This window comes from Stenotrophomonas sp. MYb57 (assembly GCF_002966815.1).
Lineage (GTDB): Bacteria > Pseudomonadota > Gammaproteobacteria > Xanthomonadales > Xanthomonadaceae > Stenotrophomonas > Stenotrophomonas indicatrix.
In genome coordinates, this window is the sequence record NZ_CP023271.1 from 2,768,594 (window position 1) to 2,789,295 (window position 20,702).

21 protein-coding genes are annotated in these 20,702 nt (G+C 67.7%); 13 read left to right on the plus strand and 8 right to left on the minus strand.

The window, feature by feature from the left end; translation table 11 throughout:
- The first annotated feature begins 20 nt into the window (after nucleotides 1-20).
- The 12 genes from CLM74_RS12690 (at nucleotide 21) to CLM74_RS12745 (ending at nucleotide 12,323) form a co-directional block, all read left to right on the plus strand.
- Nucleotides 21-566 (plus strand): A24 family peptidase, encoded by a 546-nt coding sequence (locus CLM74_RS12690; protein WP_033831339.1) that lies wholly within the window; start codon nucleotides 21-23, stop codon nucleotides 564-566.
- On the plus strand, nucleotides 563-1,036 hold the full coding sequence (locus CLM74_RS12695; protein WP_025878545.1) for a TadE/TadG family type IV pilus assembly protein: 474 nt from the start codon (nucleotides 563-565) through the stop codon (nucleotides 1,034-1,036). Before CLM74_RS12690 ends, CLM74_RS12695 begins: the two co-directional genes overlap by 4 nt.
- 24 nt (nucleotides 1,037-1,060) lie before the next feature.
- Nucleotides 1,061-2,110: a Flp pilus assembly protein CpaB gene (cpaB, locus tag CLM74_RS12700; RefSeq protein WP_025878544.1), complete on the plus strand. Its 1,050-nt coding sequence runs from the start codon at nucleotides 1,061-1,063 to the stop codon at nucleotides 2,108-2,110.
- 18 nt (nucleotides 2,111-2,128) lie between these two features.
- Complete coding sequence (locus CLM74_RS12705) at nucleotides 2,129-3,487, plus strand: type II and III secretion system protein family protein (protein ID WP_025878543.1); 1,359 nt, start codon at nucleotides 2,129-2,131, stop codon at nucleotides 3,485-3,487.
- 28 nt (nucleotides 3,488-3,515) lie between these two features.
- Nucleotides 3,516-4,772, plus strand: a complete 1,257-nt coding sequence (locus CLM74_RS12710) for a fimbrial protein (RefSeq protein WP_033831342.1) — start codon at nucleotides 3,516-3,518, stop codon at nucleotides 4,770-4,772.
- Nucleotides 4,757-6,106: a CpaF family protein gene (locus tag CLM74_RS12715; RefSeq protein WP_025878541.1), complete on the plus strand. Its 1,350-nt coding sequence runs from the start codon at nucleotides 4,757-4,759 to the stop codon at nucleotides 6,104-6,106. The genes CLM74_RS12710 and CLM74_RS12715 overlap by 16 nt, the downstream gene beginning before the upstream one ends.
- Nucleotides 6,107-6,108: 2 nt before the next feature.
- Nucleotides 6,109-7,050, plus strand: coding sequence for a type II secretion system F family protein (locus CLM74_RS12720; RefSeq protein WP_059064414.1), 942 nt, complete (start codon nucleotides 6,109-6,111; stop codon nucleotides 7,048-7,050).
- Between the two features lie 28 nt (nucleotides 7,051-7,078).
- Nucleotides 7,079-8,008, plus strand: coding sequence for a type II secretion system F family protein (locus CLM74_RS12725; protein ID WP_033831344.1), 930 nt, complete (start codon nucleotides 7,079-7,081; stop codon nucleotides 8,006-8,008).
- 5 nt (nucleotides 8,009-8,013) lie between these two features.
- The gene (locus tag CLM74_RS12730; protein ID WP_105165017.1) at nucleotides 8,014-8,898 is read left to right on the plus strand and encodes a tetratricopeptide repeat protein; all 885 of its coding nucleotides are present in this window, start codon (nucleotides 8,014-8,016) and stop codon (nucleotides 8,896-8,898) included.
- The gene (locus CLM74_RS12735) at nucleotides 8,895-9,359 is read left to right on the plus strand and encodes a DUF3613 domain-containing protein (protein ID WP_025878537.1); all 465 of its coding nucleotides are present in this window, start codon (nucleotides 8,895-8,897) and stop codon (nucleotides 9,357-9,359) included. The genes CLM74_RS12730 and CLM74_RS12735 overlap by 4 nt, the downstream gene beginning before the upstream one ends.
- Before the next feature lie 8 nt (nucleotides 9,360-9,367).
- On the plus strand, nucleotides 9,368-11,518 hold the full coding sequence (locus CLM74_RS12740; protein ID WP_025878536.1) for a TadG family pilus assembly protein: 2,151 nt from the start codon (nucleotides 9,368-9,370) through the stop codon (nucleotides 11,516-11,518).
- A gap of 100 nt (nucleotides 11,519-11,618) precedes the next feature.
- Complete coding sequence (locus CLM74_RS12745) at nucleotides 11,619-12,323, plus strand: DUF2968 domain-containing protein (RefSeq protein WP_025878535.1); 705 nt, start codon at nucleotides 11,619-11,621, stop codon at nucleotides 12,321-12,323.
- A 56-nt stretch (nucleotides 12,324-12,379) separates the two neighbouring features.
- Here the strand turns inward: CLM74_RS12745 and CLM74_RS12750 are convergent, their stop codons facing one another.
- The gene (locus CLM74_RS12750; RefSeq protein ID WP_105165018.1) at nucleotides 12,380-12,763 is read right to left on the minus strand and encodes a hypothetical protein; all 384 of its coding nucleotides are present in this window, start codon (nucleotides 12,761-12,763) and stop codon (nucleotides 12,380-12,382) included.
- A gap of 198 nt (nucleotides 12,764-12,961) precedes the next feature.
- Between CLM74_RS12750 and CLM74_RS12755 the strand changes: the two genes are divergently transcribed.
- Nucleotides 12,962-13,786, plus strand: coding sequence for an alpha/beta hydrolase (locus CLM74_RS12755; protein WP_105164242.1), 825 nt, complete (start codon nucleotides 12,962-12,964; stop codon nucleotides 13,784-13,786).
- Nucleotides 13,787-13,860: 74 nt separating this feature from the next.
- Here CLM74_RS12755 and CLM74_RS12760 read toward each other — a convergent pair whose 3' ends face one another.
- From CLM74_RS12760 to CLM74_RS12790, 7 genes are all read right to left on the minus strand, one after another.
- Nucleotides 13,861-15,507 (minus strand): MFS transporter, encoded by a 1,647-nt coding sequence (locus tag CLM74_RS12760; protein WP_105164243.1) that lies wholly within the window; start codon nucleotides 15,505-15,507, stop codon nucleotides 13,861-13,863.
- A complete protein-coding gene (locus CLM74_RS12765) occupies nucleotides 15,501-16,784 on the minus strand; it encodes an alginate export family protein (RefSeq protein ID WP_105164244.1) in 1,284 nt (427 codons plus the stop codon). The genes CLM74_RS12760 and CLM74_RS12765 overlap by 7 nt, the downstream gene beginning before the upstream one ends.
- The gene (locus tag CLM74_RS12770; protein WP_199776100.1) at nucleotides 16,763-18,613 is read right to left on the minus strand and encodes an amidohydrolase; all 1,851 of its coding nucleotides are present in this window, start codon (nucleotides 18,611-18,613) and stop codon (nucleotides 16,763-16,765) included. Before CLM74_RS12770 ends, CLM74_RS12765 begins: the two co-directional genes overlap by 22 nt.
- Before the next feature lie 119 nt (nucleotides 18,614-18,732).
- Entirely contained in the window at nucleotides 18,733-19,158 is a 426-nt protein-coding gene (locus CLM74_RS12775) for a DoxX family membrane protein (RefSeq protein ID WP_025878529.1), read from the minus strand.
- A gap of 2 nt (nucleotides 19,159-19,160) precedes the next feature.
- The gene (locus CLM74_RS12780; RefSeq protein ID WP_032975283.1) at nucleotides 19,161-19,817 is read right to left on the minus strand and encodes a hydrolase; all 657 of its coding nucleotides are present in this window, start codon (nucleotides 19,815-19,817) and stop codon (nucleotides 19,161-19,163) included.
- Nucleotides 19,814-20,230 carry an AraC family transcriptional regulator gene (locus CLM74_RS12785; protein ID WP_025878527.1) on the minus strand — a complete coding sequence of 139 codons (417 nt, stop codon included), beginning with the start codon at nucleotides 20,228-20,230 and terminating at the stop codon, nucleotides 19,814-19,816. Before CLM74_RS12785 ends, CLM74_RS12780 begins: the two co-directional genes overlap by 4 nt.
- A gap of 78 nt (nucleotides 20,231-20,308) precedes the next feature.
- Nucleotides 20,309-20,641, minus strand: coding sequence for a hypothetical protein (locus CLM74_RS12790; protein WP_088100172.1), 333 nt, complete (start codon nucleotides 20,639-20,641; stop codon nucleotides 20,309-20,311).
- Nucleotides 20,642-20,702 lie beyond the last annotated feature (61 nt).

Sequence of the window (20,702 nt, forward strand, 5' to 3'; positions counted from 1 at the left end):
ACGGACAACGAGGGTGTGCGATGACACTGCTGGGATTGCTGGCCATGGGAGTGTGCCTGCGGATTGCGATCAGCGATCTGTACGCCCGCCGCGTGCCCAACACCTGGCTGCTGGCCGCGTGCACGATCGCCGTGCCCCTGATCATCGCCGGCCAGTTCAATGCAACGCGCACGGCCTGGGCGCCACACCTGCTGGGCGCAGTCGTTGGCCTGCTGGCATTGCTGCCGTTCTATGCGGTGCGCTGGATGGGCGCCGGCGATGTGAAGTTCTTCGCCGTGCTCGGCCTGCTGCTGGGCTGGAAGGCATTGCTGCCGGTGTGGGTGCTGGCCAGCCTGGCCGCAGGCGCCCACGCCGTGCTGGTGCTGGCCGGTCGGCAGTTGGCCGGTCACCTGCCGCTGCGCCTGCAGATGCAGGTAAACCGCGCCAGCACGCACTTGAATGGCCACGCTGCCCTGCGCGAACTGCATGCCGCGCGCGAGGGGCGACAGGGCATTCCCTACGCAGCCTACCTGGCCTTCGCGGCGATTGGCTGGGTGTTGGCAACCACCTATGGAGGCGTCGCATGAAAGCGTTCGCGCGCCAACGCCAACGCGGCGTGGCCAGCATCGAATTCGCGTTGATGCTGCTGCTCGGCCTGGTGCCGCTGCTGCTGCTCACCTTTTCCGGCGTGCTGATCATGGCCGCGCAGCAGACGCTGGCGACGGCCTCGGCCGAGGGCGCGCGTGCTTCGCTGCGCTTTGGCAACGCCGGCGAGCGGCGCACCGCCGCCTGCCTGGCGGCCCGCCGCTCCATGCAATGGCTGTTGCAGTTTTCCGGGCAGAACCCGGACTGCAGCGGCGGCGGCACCGGCGCTATCGTGGTCTCGCCGCAGGCGCCCTGCGCCGGCCTGGCGACGGTGCAATGCATGACCGTGACGGTGAGCTACGACTATGCGTCCCATCCCTTCCTGCCCGGCACCGCCACGCTCTATGGCTGGGTGATGCAGGCCCCCATCCGCAGCGTCGCGGTCGCCCAGCTGGACCTCGGCAGCAACTGACGATCGGTACAGGAGACGATTTTCATGCTCAAGTTGACCCGCATCGCCGCCATCGCGCTGATCGCGCTCGCCGTGCTGCTGGCCGTGGTCGCCTTCGTGATCGGGCGGAAGCCTGCGGCCTCGGCGGACAACCCGAGCACGATCGTGAAGGCCGATGCGCAGACCTTCAGTGTCGTTGAAGCCACCGCGCGGCTACCCGCCGGCGAGCCGATCAGCGCCAATGGCGTGCGGCTGACACAACGCACCGCGGAAGTGCCGGGGGCCGTTGCCGACCTGGCAGCGGTGGTCGGCAAGGTGCCGGTGCAGGACATCAGCGAAGGCAGCGCGATTGCTGCCAGCCTGCTGGCACAGGGCTTCTCGCTGCAGCTGCGGCCGGGTGAACGGGCATTGGCGGTGCCGGTCGATGAGCTGGTCGCGGCAGGCAACCGCATCCTGCCCGGTGATTTCGTCGACGTCTTCCTCAACCTGCGCAGCGCCGCTACCAGCTACAACGGCCAGCAGGACATCGCACAGACGCGGTTGCTGCTGTCACGCCTGCGCGTGCTCAGCTACGGACAGCAGGACATCGCGGCAGCCCCGACGAGCAGCCAGGGCCAGGCCCCGGCCACGGCAGGCAACGACTCACGTGCAGCCGATATCACCAGCGGTTCCAGCAGCGCCCCCAGCAACGCAAACGGTAGCGATGCCACGCAGCCGGCGCGCACCGCGGTGCTGGCGGTGCCGGTGGCCGACGCCAACCGCCTGCTGCTCGGCGCGCAGCAGGGCAAGCTGTTCCTCGCCCTGCGCAATCCCGCCGATACCGGCCTGCCGGATGTGGCGCTGTTCCCACAGGCGCGCGGCGTGCTGGACCCGGTGCGCGGCCTGGACAACGAGCAGCAGCAGGCCCTGCAGCGACCGGAGAACAACGCCTACGCCGGCCTGGATGGCGATGCGCTGGCTGGCCGCGGCAGCAGCGTGCAGCGCAGCGTCCACGAAACGCCGGCGCGTGCACCGGTGCAGCGTCGCTCGACGCCGCGACCGGCGGGCATCGAAATCATCCGCGGCGACACTGCTGCCCCCCGTGGCTCCCTTTGACCCTTGCCGAGAGCGCACATGACTGAACGTCGCCACCGCCTACGCCCCACTGTCCGCCAGCGCTGGCTGGCCCTGCTGCTGGTGCTGCTGGCACCGGGTGCGAGCGTGGCTGCCGACGATCTGTTGCTGCAGACCCGCGAACAGCGGCCATGGACGCTGCCGGCCGACCTGGAACGGGTTGCCATCGCCGACCCCGGCGTAGCTGACATCGTGATGCTGCGCGGCGCACGCCAGGCGCTGCTGGTAGGCAAGGCCCCCGGCACCACCACCCTGCTGCTCTGGCATCGCAAGCAGAGCGAACCGCAGCGCGTGCAGGTGCGGGTGCAGAGTGCCGTGCAGGGCGCCGCCGATGCCGGCTCCAGCGGACTGGTGTTCACCCAGCAGGACCAGCAGGGGCTGCTGCAGGGAAGCAGCGACAGCGTGCTGGCGCACATGCAGGAGCAGAAGACCGCGGTGATGGCGCTCGGCAAGGACGGCAGCCTGGCCGATGCCTCCACCATCAGCAGCGGCGGCGTGGTGCAGGTCGAGGTGAAGGTGGTCGAGTTCAACAAGACCGCGCTGAAGCAGATCGGCATCAACTTCCAGAACCGCAACGGTGGTTTCGCCTATGGATTCGCGCGGCCGGGCGGGCAGCTGCCAGGCAACACCGGCATCCTGCCTGGCATGAAGGAAGGTGAGTCGAGCAACGAAAGCGAGTCACCGATCTCCTCGGCGTTCAGGCTGGTGTTCGGTTCGACCAAGGGCCTGTGGAACGCCGATGTCGACCTGCTGCAGGCCAACGGCATGGCGCGCGTGCTGGCCGAGCCCACTCTCGTCGCGCTGTCCGGGCAGAGCGCCAGCTTCCTGGCCGGTGGCGAACTGCCGATCCTGGAGCCGCAGGGGCTCGGCACGACCACGGTTACCTACAAGCCCTTCGGCATCGGCCTCACCGTTACTCCCACCGTGCTCTCACCGAACCGCATTGCGTTGAAGGTTGCCCCGGAAGCCAGCGACCTGGACTACACCAATGCGATCGCGCTCAACGGCGTGCAGATCCCTTCGATCACCACCCGCCGCGCCGACACCACCGTCGAGCTAGGCGATGGTGAGAGTTTCGTCATCGGCGGCCTGGTCAGCTCCACCGTGGCCTCGACGGTCAACAAGATTCCGCTGCTCGGCGACCTGCCGATCATCGGTACGTTCTTCCGCAACTTCGACTACAAGCGCCAGGACAAGGAACTGGTGATCATCGTCACTCCGCGGTTGGTACAGCCGATTGCCCGCAATACCGAACTGCCGCTACCCGGCGATCGCGAAGCCAAGCCGAACATGCCCGAATGGGGTGCGTGGCTGCTTGGCCCGATCAGCCGCGATCCGGTTCCCGGTTTCTCGCGCTGACCTGCATGACGTCTCCGGTACTACGCCCATGCCCTACGCCACTGCCCTGCCGCTGCACCCGCAAGGACCACCGATGAACCTGGTCCTGTACGGGATCGACCGTGAACTGCTGCCACGCCTGGCTGCCAAGCTGCCGCCGGCCACGGCACTGCACTGGCAGGACAGCAGCGAGCCGACCTCGGCCCAGGACCTGCAGCGTGGCCCGCAGAACCTGGTACTGCTGGACTTCCGCCCGGAGCATGCCTCGGCATCGACGGTACTGGCGCAGCAACTGCAGCAGACCCAACCCGAATTGACCCTGGTGGCGGTGGGCGCCACCAGCGCCGGCCAGGTGGAAGGCGTGGTGATGGCGCTGCGCGCCGGCCTGCGCGATGTACTGGACCTGGACAGTGACAACACCGGCATCGAAGCCGCCCTGCGTCGCGCTTTGTCACCGCGCCCCGCCGCAAGCGCACAGCAGGCGCACAAGGCGCGCCTGATCGTGCTGCTGGGCGTGCGCGCCGGCGTCGGCACCAGCACGTTGGCCGCACACCTGTCGGTGCTCGCACAGCAGACCCGCACCCTGGCCCAGGGCGATGCCGCCGTGCAGGACGGGCTGCTGATGGAGCTGGCGCAGCCGGCCGGCGACCTCGCCCTGTACCTCAACCTGGACAGCCGCTTCCACTACGAAGACGCGCTGCGCAATGCCAGCCGCATCGATGCCACCCTGGCCCGCACGGCGATGGCCCGGCACACCAGCGGACTGGTCCTGCTCGACCGTGCCAGCGGCAGCGACGCACTGCCGCCGTCCGATCCTGGTGCGCTGCTGCAACGACTGCGCGGCGTGTTCTCCAGCGTACTGTGCGATGCCGGCGGCTGCCCGCTGCGGCAGCTGCCGCCGCTGCTGCTGGACCAGGCCGATGAAATCTGGCTGGTGGCCGACGCATCGATCGCCACCCTGGTGTCGCTGGACCACGCCCTGAAGCACCTTTCCGGCCAGCGCGACCGCGAGAAGCGACTGCAGCTGGTGATCAACCGCCACGACGACAACAGTGGCATGAGCCCCGAACAGATCGCGCGCCGCTTCGAGCTGCCGCTGCTGGCCACCCTGCCCGAGCGGTCGCGGGTACGCGCCTCCGCCAGCCATGGCCATCTGCTGCTGCAGGATGCGCCGCGCGACCCGTACCTGCGTGCCCTCGCCCCGCTGGTGCAACGCCTGGATCCGGCTGCCTGCCCGGTCCAGGCGCACGGCCTGCGGGAAAGACTTGCCCTTGCCCTGGGTGGATCGCAATGGAAGACAAAGTGACCCCGTTCCCGCACGTTGTCGCCCGCAGCACGGTGCCGGAGCATGCACCGGGCAGCCTGCCGTTCGCACAGACCGAGCAGTACCAGAAGGTGCTGTCGGCCGCGCACGAGCATCTGCTCAACAGCATCGAAGACGAGCGCATCGACATCGATTCCTGGGCCCCCGACACCATCGCCCGCTGGGTGGAAGTGCAGACGGTCAGTTTCATCCAGGAATGGCGCATCCCCATCAACGAAGAAGAAATGCAGGTGGTGGCCGAAGGCCTGGTCAAGGAGCTGACCGGGTTCGGCCCGCTCGATGACCTGCTGCATGACCCCACCATCGAAGACATCCTGATCAATGGCTTCAAGGATGTGCATGTCTCCCAGGGTGGGCAGCTCAAACGCGCACCTCAGCGCTTCACTGATGACACCCATCTGCTGCGCATCCTGCGCCGCATCATCGCCCCGCTCGGCCGCCGCCTGGATGATTCCAATCCGATGGTCGATGCACGCCTGCCCAATGGTGGCCGCCTCAACGCGATCATCTCGCCACTGGCGGTGGACGGGCCGATGGTGTCCATCCGCAAGTTCCGCAAGGATCCGTTCACCCCCGACGAACTGCTGGCCAAGGGCACCTTCGATGCGCCGATGCAGGCGCTGCTGAAGGCGATGGTGCTGGGCCGCTGCAACATCCTGGTGTCAGGTGGCACCAGCTCGGGCAAGACCTCGCTGCTCAATGCGCTGGCCAGCTATGTGCCGGCCAACGAACGCGTCATCACCGTGGAAGACACCGCCGAGCTCTCGCTCAACCACCCGCATGTGGTGCGCCTGGAGAGCCGCATCGGTGGCGCCGAAGGCCAGGGCGCGGTCAGCATCCGCGACCTGGTGCGCAACAGCCTGCGCATGCGCCCGGACCGCATCGTGGTCGGCGAGGTGCGTGGCGCCGAGGTGCTGGAGATGCTGCAGGCGATGAACACCGGCCATGACGGATCGATGGCCACCATCCACGCCAATTCACCGCGCGACTGCCTGTACCGCATCGAGATGCTGGCCGGCTTCGCCGGTTTCCAGGGCAGCGAAGACAGCCTGCGCCGGCAGATCGCCAGTGCCATCGACTTCATCGTGCAGATCTCGCGCCTGGGCAGCGGCCGCCGGGTGCTGGTATCCATCACTGAAATCACCGGCGTCAGCGACAACTTGATCACCACCCAGGAGATGTTCCGCCACGAAGTGCAGATCGATGGCAGCGGCAAGGAAATCGACCGTTGGATCGGCCTCGGCTTCCAGCCACATTCGCACAAGCTGGAGCCGTTCCGGCAGTTGCTGCGCGAATCCCTGTACGGAGACTTCTGAGCATGGGTACCGGCCTGCTGCTGGGTGTGCTGAGCATCGTGTCGGTGCTGCTGGCGCTGGCGGTGTGGCTGTGGGGGACGGCCAGCAGCCGCGAACAGCGCCAGGCCTCGCTGCAGCATGCCGAGCAGCAGCTGGCGCGCGGCACCGGCGCTGCCGCCGCGCCGGCCGATGCAGCACGGCAGGCGCCGCTGCCTGCGCCGGGTCGCCGCGCCCTGCCCTGGAACGGGCTGCTGCAGCGTGCCGGCCTGGCACCGGGCTGGAAGCTGCCGCTGCTGATGCTGCTGCCGGGCATCGCCCTGTCCGCGTTCGCGGTGTTGCGCCTGGGCACCTTCTGGATGTTCCCGTTGACCCTGCTGCTGTACCTGCTGGGCTGCTGGCTGTGGCTGATGCGCCGTATCGGCAAGCTGCAGGCGCAGCTGCTGCACCAGCTGCCGGACTTCCTCGACAACCTGGTGCGCCTCACCGCGCTCGGCAACAGCCTGCAGGCCGCCTTCCAGGTCGCGTCGATGCAGACCAACGCGCCGCTGCGCGGCCTGCTCGACACCACGGTGCGCTATGCACGTGGCGGCATGGACCTTGACCGTGCGCTCAACCTGGCAGCACAGCCCTACCGCATGGACGTGCTGAAGGTGCTGGCGGTGGTGATGGGCGTCAGCGTGCGCATCGGTGGCCGTGCCGACCAGATCCTGCAGCGCATGGGCGACTTCATGCGTGACCTGGAACAGGCGCAGCAGGAACTGGCCGCAACCACTTCTGAAACCCGCATGTCGGCGTGGGTACTGGGCCTTCTGCCACCGGCCAGCGCAGTGCTGATGGCGATCTCCAGCCCCGAGTTCTTCCAGCCGGTGCTGCACGACCCACTGGGCCACAAGATCCTGCTGATCGCGCTGGCGCTGGAGTTGACCGGCGCCTTCCTGCTGTACCGCCTGGCCAAATCACTATGAACATCCCCGACCACGCAGGAGGCATCCAATGAGCGCCAGCATCTGGTTCGTGGCTGCCCTGCTGGTGTTGGCCGCCGGCGTGGCCCTGCTGGGGCTTGGCAGCTGGGTGCGCAGCCATCGCGAGGACCGCAGCGAGGCCACGTTGAAGACAGCGCTGCGTCCGCGCGAAAGCGACGACACAGCGGCCGACGCACGCAAGGATTCACTCGGCTGGCTGGAGCAGTTCGGCCGCGGACTGAGCGGCGGACGCCTGGAAGCGGCGCTGCTGGCCGGTGAGGATCGCCTGCTGCTGGACCTGGCCGGCTGGAACACCCGCCGCGGCACCGCCATCTACCTCGGCCTGCGGCTGCTGCTGGCGGTGCTGGTACTGGGTATTGCGCTGACGCTGAGTGACGCCACGGGGTTGTCGAGGATCATGGTGGTGATCGGCGCGCTGGCTGCTGGCCTGCTGCTGCCGAAGTTCGCGCTCAGTGCGTGGGTCAAGCGGCGGCGACGCGCGGTGAACAATGAGCTGCCGCTGTTGATCGACCTGCTGCGCCTGCTGCAGGGCGTGGGCTACAGCATGGATCAGAGCCTGCAGACACTGGGCGACAAGCTGCGCGACGCACTGCCGGTGCTGGGTGGGGAAATCCAGGAAGCGAATGTGTCCTACACCCATGGGCGCACGCGCGCGCAGTCGCTGCGCCGGCTGAGCGATGTGTACGGCGATGACGATCTGTCCAGCCTTGTGCAGTTGATCCTGCAGGTGCACGCCCACGGCGGTGCCGTGCAGGAACCGCTGCGCCAGTTCAGCGTCCGCCTGCGCGAGCAGCGCCGCAACGCGCTGAAGGAAAAGGTCGGCAAGCTCTCGGTGAAGATGACCGTGGTGATGATGCTGACCCTGCTGCCGGCACTGATGCTGGTGCTGGCCGGACCGGCGCTGGTCGCGCTGGCCACTACCTTGTCGAAAATGGGATGACCTTCATGCCTGTCCTGCGCCCTGCCTGCCTGTTGCTTGCCCTGGTTGCCGCTGCTGCCGGCTGCAGCTCCACCACGCCGAAGTACCTGCGTGCGCCGAGCCTGGCCGAGCCGACGCCGGCCCCGCAGGACAGCCGCAACGCCTACCTGGAACTGATCCAGCGGATGCAGCAGCAGGGCGCCTGGTACGCTTCGCTGGCGCACGTGGATGCGTTCCGCCAGCGCTACGGCGATACCCCGGCACTGCGCCTGCTGCAGGCCGACGCACTGCGCCAGACCGGCCAGATCGATGCGGCGCTGGCGCTGTACCGCGAGCTCGGCAATGGCCCGCAGGCCGCGGCCGCTGCACACGGCATGGGCCTGATCGCTGCCCTCCGCGACGACGACCAGGGTGGCGAACAGGCGCTGGCACGTGCCACCCAGCTGAGCCCGCTGAACACCGATTACCTCGGCGACCTGGGCTATGCACGGCTTCGTGCCGGCCGCTTCGAACAGGCACGCGAGCCACTGGCCAAGGCGCTGGAACTGTCGCCAGGCAATGCCAAGGCCACCGCCAATCTTGCCCTGTGGGCGCTATTGCGTGGCGACACTGCCACCGTCGAACGGCTGGCCCAGCAGGCCAGCTTCAGCGAGGAGACCCGCCGCAGCGTGGAACAGCAGGCGCAGCAGATCCGCGCGCGGCTGCAGCAACGCCAGGCCGCTGCCACTGCTGCAGCGGCGGCAGCGGCACGGCCAGTTGCTTCGGTAGCTGCCACCCCCGCCAACGCAGGCCCACGCCTGGCCGCCGAACCGCGCCGCGATGGCCGCGACGAACGCGACCCACCACGACTGCCGCCCTCGATGCTGGAACGCTTCGGCTCCACCGACCATCCCACAGGGAACACGCCATGACCTCGACGCCGCTGATCCGCTGCCTGCTGCCGGTGCTTGCCGGCTTGTCTTTCGCTGCGGTTGTGCAGGCGCAGACGCCGCAGCAACCGTTGACCGGGCAGATGCTGGGTGGTGCCGCGCCCGCGCCGGCAGCCGCTCCCCTGCACAGCGAGCCGTTGGCTACCGTGGACGTATCGCCGCCACCAGCCGCAGCGCCCATCGCAGCCCCCGCAGCCCCTGAAACCAAGCCTGATTTCGGCGGTACGCAGTTGCAGCCCAACACCTCGCAGATCGGTGACACCACTCGCAGCCTGTTCCGCCTGCAAGCGTCCGGCGAGGTGGCCGGTGCCCGCCTGCCGATCCTCGGCGACCAGGCCACATCCAGCTACGCGCGTTACCTGAAGAGCTTCCAGTACGACATTCCGCAATTCTTCGAAACCGACGTCGCCAAGTCCGCAGGATCCTCCCGATCCGGACGCTGAGGCCCGCCATGAACCGAGCACGCCACATCAGCTTCAGTCGCCCGCGCGGCGGTATGTCGGTCACCATGATGCTGGTGATGATCGCGCTGCTGGCCATGCTCGGCCTGATCGAGATCGGCTTCCTGTTCTGGGCCAAGCGCGATGCGCAGAAGGTGGTCGATCTGGCTGCGCTGGCAGGCGCACAACGGCTGGACCTGTGCCGGCCCGACAACGCCGACAACAGCGCGGCCCGGCAGAATGCGCTCGCACAGAACACCTTCCCTGGGCAGGTGCAGATCCAGTGTGGCAACTGGAATGCCACCCGCGGAACGGCTGACCACTTCAGCCCAAGCGTGGACGCAGGCAATCCACGCAACGCGGTGCGGGTCATTGCCGAACGCGGCGTTCTGCCGTTCTTCGGCCAGAACAGCGGGCTGCCCACGTTGCGCGTGCAGGCGGTGGCCAAGCGTTCGGAACCCACCGCCGTGTTTGCAGTGGGTTCGCAGCTGCTGCGCACCAATGGCAACTCCCCCTTGATGGCGACCCTTCGGCTGGTCGGCCTGGACGTCACCAACGCAACAATTCTGTCCTACGACGGCCTGGCACAGGCCACCGTCACCCCGTCGGGGCTGCTGGCGGCACTGGGCATCCCGGTCACCGCCGACCTCAGCGTGGCCGACTTCAACCGGCTGCTGTCGGTCAACCGCATATCACTGGCACAGCTGGTCAATGCCACTGCCACGGTGGTGGGCCGCGAGACCGCCGTCGGCGTACAGCTGCAGGCGCTGTCCAACCTGGTCGGCACGCGGCTGGACATCAACCAGCTGAACATTCTGCTGGGCAGCCAGAACGGCGGCGGCGGCCTGTTCGCGCAGGTGATCTCACCGGACGGCACCATCGGCAGCGCACTGGAATCGAGGGTCAACGTGCTGGATCTTGTCACCGCCGCGATCTCGATCGCCAACGATGGCAATGGTGTGCAGGTGCAGGGCTTGAACCTGCTGGGCATCGACGTCAAGGCCGGCGTGGTGGAGCCGCCGTCGATCGCCATCGGTGGCGTCGGCGCACGCGCCTACAACGCGCAGGTGCGGCTGATGGTGGACGTCGACAGCGACCGCCTGTTCGCGATTGGTCCGCTGCTGAACCTGCTCGGCACCCGCCTGCATCTGCCACTGCACGTGGATGTGGCCAATGCGATGGGGACACTGACCAGCATCCAGTGCGGTGCGGCGCCGCCGACGGCCACCGTCCAGGTCGATTCCTCGGTACTGCGCGCCTGCGTCGGCAAGGTCAACGCGGCCGATCGCTTCTCCAAGAGCAACGTCTGTGACGCGACCCTGCAGAACGAGCAGCTGTTGAAGCTTCTGGGGCAGCCCCTGATCAACGACAAGGTCACCCTGCCGGCACTGACCAGCACGCAGAGCCTGACCCTGGCCGCAGGCCAGACCGGCTCGACCCGGATCAACCCGTTGGCCGTCGGCACCGCCGTGTCAGACCTGGTCAACGAACTGCTGCGGGTGCTGTCGGGCATGCTCAGTTCACCCAAGCAGGGCATGAGCGCCAATGACACGGCCAAGGCTCTGGCCGACCGTTACCTGCAGGCGGCCTTCCCCAGCGGCGGGCGTTACAACGTGGACCAGGTGATTCCATTGCTGCGCGATGGCGATCCGTCACGCAACCTCGCACCGCTGGGCAACTGGACCGTTACCAAGGGCGTACCCAAGCCCTGCCTGATTGGCCTGAGCACCTGCTGGGAAGATGGATCGGTCTGGGCCGGTTACCGCGCCACCGTGACCGGCCAGGGCCTGGGCCTGCTCGACGGCCTGCTGGGCTCGCTGGTCGGCGGCCTGCTGATCAACCGCTGCGACAGCCTGCTGGGCAACCTGATCGACTACAACGGCTGCGTGCGCACCAACCTGGCGTCCTACATCCAGACCGCCCCGGCCGGATTCCTGGATGGGCAGAACGGCGGCGGCGTGACCACCCCCGGCAACAACGTCACCTGCAGTGGCCTGCTGTGTGCGCTGCTGAACCCGGTGCTGGCGGCGCTCAAGCCCGTACTCAACAGCGTCGGCACCCTGCTGACCAACACCCTGGCCAGCCTGCTCGGGCTGGAACTGGGCCGCACCGATGTCAGCATGCAGTCGATCCAGTGCAGCTCGGCGCAGCTGGTCTTCTGACCCGCGCGGGCACCGGTTGGCGGCGTCCGCGCCCATGCTAGACTCGCGGCGGGGAACCACATTCAACTCAACCCACACTACATCCGTGGATGGTCTAGACATGCGAGAAACTTCAGGGGGCACCGTCTTCGCCCGGTATCGGCGCGGCGCAGCACTGCTGGCCGTGGCCATGATGGTGGTGGCGCCGTCGGCGCTGGCCGCACGTGGCGATCGCACTGCCACGGTGGAGCCGGCCAAGGCCGCACCGGTGGTACGCAACACCGTCGACGAACTCAAGCAGTTGATGGATGCGCAGCAGCTCACCGAGCTGCGTACCACCTACAACGGCAACTACGGCGCCAGCCTGCTGTTCAACGCCAATACCCTGACCTACTACGTGGCCCTGTTCCAGGAGAAGAACTTCTGGCGGGTGATCAAGACCGATGCCGTCGACAACGCCGAGCGTGTCTACCGCACCTTCGCGCAGCAGTCCGAACAGCTGGCGCAGGTCTACATCGACACCACCCGGCTGGAAGCCGGCAAGCGCTACACCGAGCGCCTGGTGGCCTACAACGAAGAACGCCTGCGCACCCTGCAGCAGGAAATGGAACAGCAGCAGGCGCAGTCGGCGCAGGTCAGCGCAGCGCTGCAGCAGGCCCAGCAGCAGGCGGTCAGCCTGAGCACCGACGTGCAGAGCACCAACAGCCAGCTCGATGCGCTGCAGCGACGGATCCAGATCCTGCAGGCCGAACAGGGCAACCCGGAGCTGAGCCTGCCCAAGCCGGATGCGGCGACGGCACCGGCCGCCGCCAGCGACGGCCGCTGAGGTCTTCCGGGCCTGTAGACCAGAACGGCACCTTCGGGTGCCGTTTTTCGTTGTGCTCAACGACAGGCCTCGCGTACCGCGTCATCCAGCTGCCTGCGCTGCAGGTAGTCGAGCCTGCGCGGCCTGGCCAGCGCTGCCACCTGCCGCTGGCGCGCCCGCTCGCAGCCACGCGGGTCAGCCGTGATCGATATCAGCGCGCCCTGTGCGCGCCCGCGCCGTGACGTCCGCCTGCTACCGCTGCGGGCAGGCTGCACGACTGCAGGTGTGGGCCCGCGTGCCTTCGACTCGGCACCGGGCACTTCCCAGCGCCACTCCGCGCGTCCCTGGCAGGGCGTCTGCTGGTAGACCGGATGCTCACCTCCGGTGCACTTGTACACGTTGGTCTGTGCCATCGCGACAGCAGCCAACAGCAATGCAGGCAGCACTCCCCATCCCGGCATCTTCATGACTGGCCCTCACGCGTCCGATGGCCATGGTTGCCATCAGCACCGGCCTGCCGCCAGAGCGAGTCGCGTCAGCGTGACGACCACGCCAATCCGGCACAGCCGTGCAATGCACATCGCCCATCGTGCGCTGTACTGCCGCAGGCGCCGGCCAACCCGCAGGCGTCTTCCCTCCCTTTCGCCAAGGAACCTGCAATGAGCAATTTCGTGACCGTCAATGATGGCGCCCGCATCTTCTACAAGGACTGGGGCACCGGCCAGCCTGTCGTATTCGCCCATGGCTGGCCACTGTCGTCCGATGCCTGGGACCCGCAGATGCTGTTCATGGGCCAGAACGGCTACCGCGTGATCGCCCATGATCGCCGCAGCCATGGCCGCTCCAGCCAGACCTGGGACGGCAACAACATGGACACCTACGCCGATGACCTTGCTGCCGTTCTGGATGCGCTGGACGTGAAGGACGCGATCCTGGTCGGCCATTCCACCGGCGGTGGCGAAGTGGCGCACTACATCGGCCGCCATGGCAGCAAGCGCGTGGCCAAGGTGGTGCTGGTCGGCGCGGTGCCGCCGCTGATGCTGAAGACCGAAGGCAATCCGGCCGGCACCCCGCTGGAAGTGTTCGACGGCATCCGCAAGGGCACCGGTGGCGATCGTTCGCAGTTCTTCAAGGATCTGGCCACGCCGTTCTTCGGCGCCAATCGTGATGGCAACAGCGTCACCGAAGGCATGCGTGATTCGTTCTGGCTGCAGGGCATGCTGGGCGGCGTGAAAGGCCAGTACGACTGCATCCACGAATTCTCGGAGGTGGACTACACCGACGACCTGAAGAAGATCGACGTGCCGGCTCTGGTGTTGCATGGCGATGACGACCAGATCGTGCCCTTCGATGCTTCGGCCAAGCTGTCCTCGCAGATCATCCGCAACGCAGAACTGAAGGTGTACGCCGGTGCACCGCACGGCCTCACCCTGACCCATGCCGATCAGTTCAACGCCGACCTGCTGGCATTCGCACGCAGATGACGTATCGCGGCGGCGCCCGTGCGCCGCCGCTCCTGCCCTGGAGCCGGCCAGCGGCCAGCTCCATCACGGGACCATCAGATATCGCTGTGGTGATGCGGCGCCGCCGCCGGCAATGGATCATGGCCGCCAACGAAGTGACGCACCACCGGCGCGCGCTCGCCGCGATGCAGCGCGCGCAGCGCCTCCTGGATCGCCTTGTCGTCGGCGGTGATGCGTTCATGCTGGCGCAGGTGCTCCAACCACGACGCTGCGACGAAATACTCCAGATGGATGCCCGGGGTTGCCACATCTTCGACCACGCCCCAGACCACGGCGCCATCGCGTCGACGGATCGTTCCCAGCGTGCGCATCTGCGCCTGGAACGCGGCGCGGTCGGCGGCATCGATGCGATATTCGATGGTCACCAGCACCGGTCCGCGATCATTCGACACCGGCACCGACAGTTCCGGTGCGGGCCAGTGCCCGGCCGGACTCAGGTTCAGATCTTCGGCGCCTGCAATGCGTACCCGCCACACCAGCAGGCCGCCGATGACCGCACCTGCAGCAGCCACCAGCAGTGCCAGCTCGGGCGATGTGCGCTGCGCCAGTGCGCCCCAGCTCAGGCCACCGGCCGCCATGCCGGCCGAGAACACCATGATGTACAGGGCAAGCGCACGCGCCCTCACCCAGGCCGGCACCGCCGTCTGCGCTGCGATCTGCAACGAGGACAGTACGGTGATCCAGGCAAAGCCATTGACCAGCATCACCAGCGGCAGCACGTACCAGCTGCGGGTCAGCGCCAGGCCGGCCAGGCTTGCTGCCAGCGACAAGGTGGCCAGCAGCACCAGCAGGTCGCGGTCAAGCCTGGCCCGCAGCTTCGGCAGCAGCAGCGCACCGCCCACCGCACCGATACCGATGCAACCCAGCAGCACGCCGTACTGCCCCGCTCCGCCCTGCATCTGCCCGCGCACCACCACCGGCAGCATCGCGTTCATCGCCGCGGCGAAGAAGAAGAAGCCGGCCGATTTGATCAGTACCGCCTGCAGGCGGCCGGCACGGCTGGCATAGCGCAGGCCCGCCTTGAGGCCAGCGCCGAACCCTTCGGGCGGCAGGCTGGACACCTTCGGATCACGCTTCCAGCCCCACACCACGAACAGCATGGCGGCAAAGGTGATGGCGTTGAACCCGAAGGCCCACACCGCACCCAGCTGGGCCACGATCACCCCGCCGATGGCCGGCCCGATGGAACGGGCAATGTTGATGCCGATGGAGTTGAGTGCCACGGCCGAGGCCAGCATCGGCTGCGGAACCAGCTCGGAGACGATCGCGGCCTGTGCCGGCATGGCCATCGCCGCACCGCAGCCCATGCAGAAGGTCAGCAGCACCAGCAGCTGCGGCGTCAGCAGGTCCAATGCCGTGAGCACGGCGGTCGCTGCCGCCACCAGCAGCATCCAGCCCTGGGTGAACAGCAGGTACTTGCGGCGGTCGACGATGTCGGCCAGGGTCCCGGCCGCCAGCGCCAACAGCACGATCGGCACGGTGGTGGCCGACTGCACCAGCGCGACCATCAGCGCCGAACCGGTGCGTTCGGCCATCACCCAGGCCGCAGCCACGTCGTTGACCCAGGTGCCGATGTTGCTGGCCAGGATCGCCAGCCAGATCGAGCGGAACATGCGGATCTTCAACGGCGACCATGCGCCATCGACCTGCGGGGAGTGTTGTGACGCCGATGCGTTCACCATTGCCAAGCTCCAACGATTGAGGCGAACAGCGTGTCCCGGCCGCCGGCCTGCATCAGTGCAGGACCCGCGTCGACCCAGGCCAGCTGCAGCTGCCATTGCCAGTGGTCATTGACCTGCCAGCGGGTTTCGGATTTGTACTGGGTACCGATGCGGCGTGCGCCTCCGGCACTGCCGGGCAACGCTGCCAACGGTGCCGGCGTGGTATAGACCGCATCGGCGCGCCGATGCTTCCACGCCAGCTGCACCCCCAGCTCGGTGGTCACCGCCTCATGCAGGCGCAGTGCCAGTGTCGGTTGCAGATCCATCAGGTTGGCCGGTGCCAACAGGCTGGCTTCGCTGAAATAGGCGGACTTGGGAAACAACGCATTGAACGTACCCAGCCGACCATCACCCGGGTCTGCGTCGCCGCTGGCAATGTCGGCCTTCAGGCCAAGGCGCGGTTGCAGCGGCAGCGCGCTCCAGCGCCAACCGGTATCGGTGGCGAGGGTCCAGGCGCGGATGTCCAGATCGCCGGTCACCGCCCGCAGTTCACCGCCCTGCGCCACCAGTTCGGTATTCCAGTCCAGCGCACCCGACTGGCCGAACCAGCGCGCGCCCAGGGTCTGCCGCCGCTCGGTGCCGCTGCCCGCGGCGAAGCGCGCGCCCTCGCGACGATAGTCGAGCAGGTAAAGGTCCCACTGGCTGATGCCAGCGCCCTTGGCCGTGGTCGCATACGCACCGAGCAGGTGTGCACCGCCCTCACCGCGGTCATCGAAAGCACCCGGGCGGTTCTCGACCGGGCGCAGCGCCATCAGGTCCAGTGCGCCCAGCCTGCCCTGCCACCCCACCCGCGCACCATCGAAGGCCAGGCGAATGTTCGGCCCGTCGCGCACCGACAACAGGCGCGAGCTGCCATAGCCCGCTTCCTGCCGGCCCAGCTGCACGTGCATGCCAGCGCCGGACCAGCGCCAGTACGCCTGCTGCACGTCCAGCGCGCCGCGATCGGTACGACCCGGGCCACCGGCCTTCCCGCGCTCGGCATGCGTACCCAGCTGCAGCTTCGCCTGCCAACCACCCTGCGCGAAGGAGGCAGAAGCCAGCGCACGCAGCAGGCCGTAGCCATCGTCGCCAGCACCGACGCCAAACCGGGTCGGGGCGTAGTACATGCCACGCAGGCGCAGCGATGCATCCCACTGCAACTGGCCGTCGCCAACCGTGGTACAGGCACCACCGTCGCAGGCCAGCGCCAACGACGGCAACACCAGCGATGCCAGGGTCAGAACGCGAAGCACGAACACCCCATCGCGCCCCAGAACGCGGTCAGGTCGTCGGTTGGCGCCGGATGACGAACCGCGTGGCCATGCGCACCGTGGGTGCTGCAGGCCACACCATGGTGGTGATGACGGTGCGCCGCAGCCAACCCGGTCGCCCCGCCACCGACGTGGTAACCACCGAAGCGGTTCACCGGCGACCAGTCCGGCATCGCCGGAGGCAGCTGCGGCGCCAACCCGGCGTAGTCGCCGTCGCCATGCACGATGCGGCCACCCACCACGGTCAGCAGGCTGGTGATGTCGGCGATCTGCTGCTCATCGACGCGGAAGAAGTCGGACGACAGCAGGATGAAGTCGGCCAGCTGGCCCACCTTCAGCGTGCCCTTCACCGCTTCGTCGCCGGAGAACCAGGCGCTGCCCTGTGTCCATAGGCGCAGGGCCTGCTCGCGCTCCAGCAGGTTCTCATCACCGTACAGGGCCAGGCCGCCGACGGTGCGTCCCGTCACCAGCCACGACAGCGCCACCCACGGGTTGTAGCTGGCCACGCGGGTAGCATCGGTGCCGGCGCCGACCGGCACGCCCTCAGCCAGCATCCGCTTCACCGGTGGCGTGTGCCGCGCCGCCTGCACGCCATAGCGCTGCACGAATGCCTCGCCCTGGTAGGCCATGCGGTGCTGCACGGCGATGCCGCCGTTGAGTGCACGGATACGCTCGATGTTGCGCGGGGTGATGGTCTCGGCATGGTCGATGAACCAGTGCAGGCCATCGAACGGCACCTCACGGTTGACCTGCTCGTAGACGTCCAGGATGCGGCTGATGCTTTCGTCGTAGGTCGCATGGATGCGGAACGGCCAGCGCTTCTCCACCAGCAGCTTCACTACATCGTGCAGCTCCGGCTCAAGTTCCGGTGGCAGTTCCGGTCGCGGCTCGTTGAACAGTTCAAAGTCGGCTGCGGAGAACACCAGCATCTCACCGGCACCATTGTGGCGCAGCAGGTCATCGCCCTGGCGCGGTTGCAGCATCTCGCTCCAGCCGCGGAAATCGCTGACCTCGCTGCCCTTGTTCTGGGTGAACAGGTTGTAGGCGATGCGCACGGTCAGCTGATCATCGCGATGCAGCTGCTCGATGACCTGGTAGTCCTCGGGGTAGTTCTGGAAACCGCCTCCGGCGTCGATCACCGAGGTGATGCCCAGGCGGTTCAGCTCGCGCATGAAATGGCGGGTTGAATTGGCCTGGTACTCGACCGGCAGCTTCGGCCCCTTGGCCAGGGTCGCATACAGGATCAGTGCATTCGGCTTGGCCAGCAGCAGGCCGGTCGGGTTGCCCAGCGAATCGCGCACGATCTGCCCGCCGGGCGGGTCCGGCGTTTCCTTGGTATAGCCACAGGCACGCAGCGCGGCGCGATTGAGCAGCGCGCGGTCGTACAGGTGCAGCAGGAACACCGGCGTATCCGGAGCGATGTCGTTCAGCTCCTGCAGGCTCGGCAGGCGCTTTTCGGTGAACTGGGTCGCGGTGAATCCACCGACCACGCGCACCCACTGCGGCGCGGGCGTGCGGTCAACCTGCGCCTTCAGCATGGCCATCGCATCGGCCAGTGAACGCAGGCCATCCCAGCGCAGTTCCAGGTTGTAGTTCAGGCCACCGCGGATCAGGTGGGTGTGGCTGTCATTGAGTCCGGGCACGATGCGCCGCCCCTGCGCATCGACGATCGTGGCTTCGCTGCCCCAACCGCGCATGATGTCCTCGTCGCTTCCCACGGCAACGATGCGGCCGTTCTGCACGGCCAGTGCCTGCGCATGCGGCTGTTGCGGATCAAGCGTGGTGATGCGTGCATTGCGGATGACCAGTGTGCTCATGCGACGCTCCTTGGAAGGGGATTGGATGGCCGCGGCGGTACCGCCAGCCAGGCCCAGCGCCAGCGCGGCACTGGTGGCCAGCACCACATTGCGGCGGCCAGGATCGAGAGGTTCGTTGTTCACGCGATGTCTCCAGAAAGAAGCAGACCATCCACCGCCCATGCACCGGGCCCGGCCAGGGCGATGGCCAGCAGTGCCAGCGTCCACAACAACGGATACTCGGCCCCGCCGCGCATCCAGAACCACCCGTTGCGCAGCGCCAGCAGGGCGGTGAAGGCGATGAAGGCGGCAGCGACAAGCGCGGCGATCCGGGCCTGCCAGCCCAGCATCACAGCGCTACCGGCCACCACCTGCAGCAGCGCCAGCAGCAGTGGCAGCGGCGCCGACGACGGCAGACCGAAGCCACGCAGTTCGCCGGCAAAACCTGCCAGGCCCGGCCCGTTGAACCAGCCGAACAACTTGCCCAGCGCATGCGGCAGCAGGAATCCTCCCGCCGCCACCCGCAGGATCAACAAGGCCAGGTCGAGGCCATGGCCATCGCGCACGCTCAGTGCCCGCCTTCCTGCGCGCCGAACATGGTCTTGGCGTACTGGATGCCGACGCCATAGCCACCCGCATGGTCACGGGCGATGCCGGTGGTCAGGTCGTAGGTTTCAGCACGCGCCCAGTCGCGCTGCAGTTCCAGCAGGTACTGCACGCTGGTGATCGGCACGGCACCGGCCTGCACCATGCGGGCGATCGCACGTTCGTGCGCCTCTTCGCTCACATCGCCGCAGGCATCGGTGATCACGTAGACCTCAAACCCCTGCTCCAGCGCCGACAGCGCCGGGCCGACGATGCACACACTGGTCCACAAGCCGGCGAGCACCAGCCGACGCTTGCCGATGCGGTTCACCTCATCGATCACCGGCTGGTCTTCCCAGGTGTTCATCGACGTGCGATCGAACACCGCCTGGCCGGGGAAGATCGCCGGCAGCTCCGGGAACATCGGGCCGGAGAACGACTTCTCGGCCACCGTGGTCAGCAGCACCGGCACGTTGAAACCCTTGGCACCCTTGCTGATCAACGACACGTTGTTGCGCAGCGCGGAGATGTCGATGGTGTGGGTGGCAAATGCCATCTGCGACTGGTAGTCGATCAGTATCAGGGCGTGGTCGGCCGGTGACAGCAGTGCTTTGGCGGGGGTGGCGGTGGCGAGGCTCATGGGTGGACTCCGGTGGAGGAAACAACAGGGGGCTGGGAACGTGCCGCGCCATCGGCCAGGTACTGGCCGGGACTGCAGCCGGTCTCGGCGCGGAAGCTGCGGACGAAGTGGCTCTGGTCGAAGAAGCCAAGATGCTGGGCCAGGCAGGTCATCGACTGCGCGGCCGTCGGCAGCAGCTGCGTGGCGCGTTCGATGCGCCGACGGCGCACGTAACGCAGCGGACTGGCGCCGGTACCCATGCGGAACAACCGCACCAGATGGAACCGGCTTACGCAGGCAACGGCAGCCAGCTCGGTCACCCGCAGCGGCTGCGACAGGTGCTCGTCGATGTAGCGCAGCGCACGCTGCAGGGCAGCCGACTGGTGCGGTGCCAACGTGGTTGCGGACAGGGCAGGAGGCTGGACGGTAGCCATGAAGGAGCGCCGCGACGGGAATACCCATGGTGTGCCGCCGGCTGCAATCGCCCTACCCCCGTCGGTCGAGGCCGGCGCTCACCCATTCGGGGGGGGCCGGCGCTGCAGCAGGCGGCGGCCGAACAACCGCGCATCCAGCGAATACGCGCCCGGCCCCAGCATGAGCAGGGCCAACGGCAGCAGCAGCCAGGGCAGCGCCGCGCCCTGCCCGTACAACCCCGGCACCGCCAGCAGCACCGCCAGCGGGGTCAGCAGCCCAGGCAGCAGCAGGCCGATCGCCGCCAGGCACATCAGTCCCGGCGCACCGGCCGGGCTTCCGCCCGCCAACAGCCCTCCTGCCACGCACAGGCGCAGCCACAGCAATCCCAGTCCGGGGCCGCGATCAGGGAACATCACATACAAGCGCTGCATCGCCGGGCTCCGTCATCCATCACGGCGTGATAGCGGACACCGAAGCGGTACGCCTACCCCG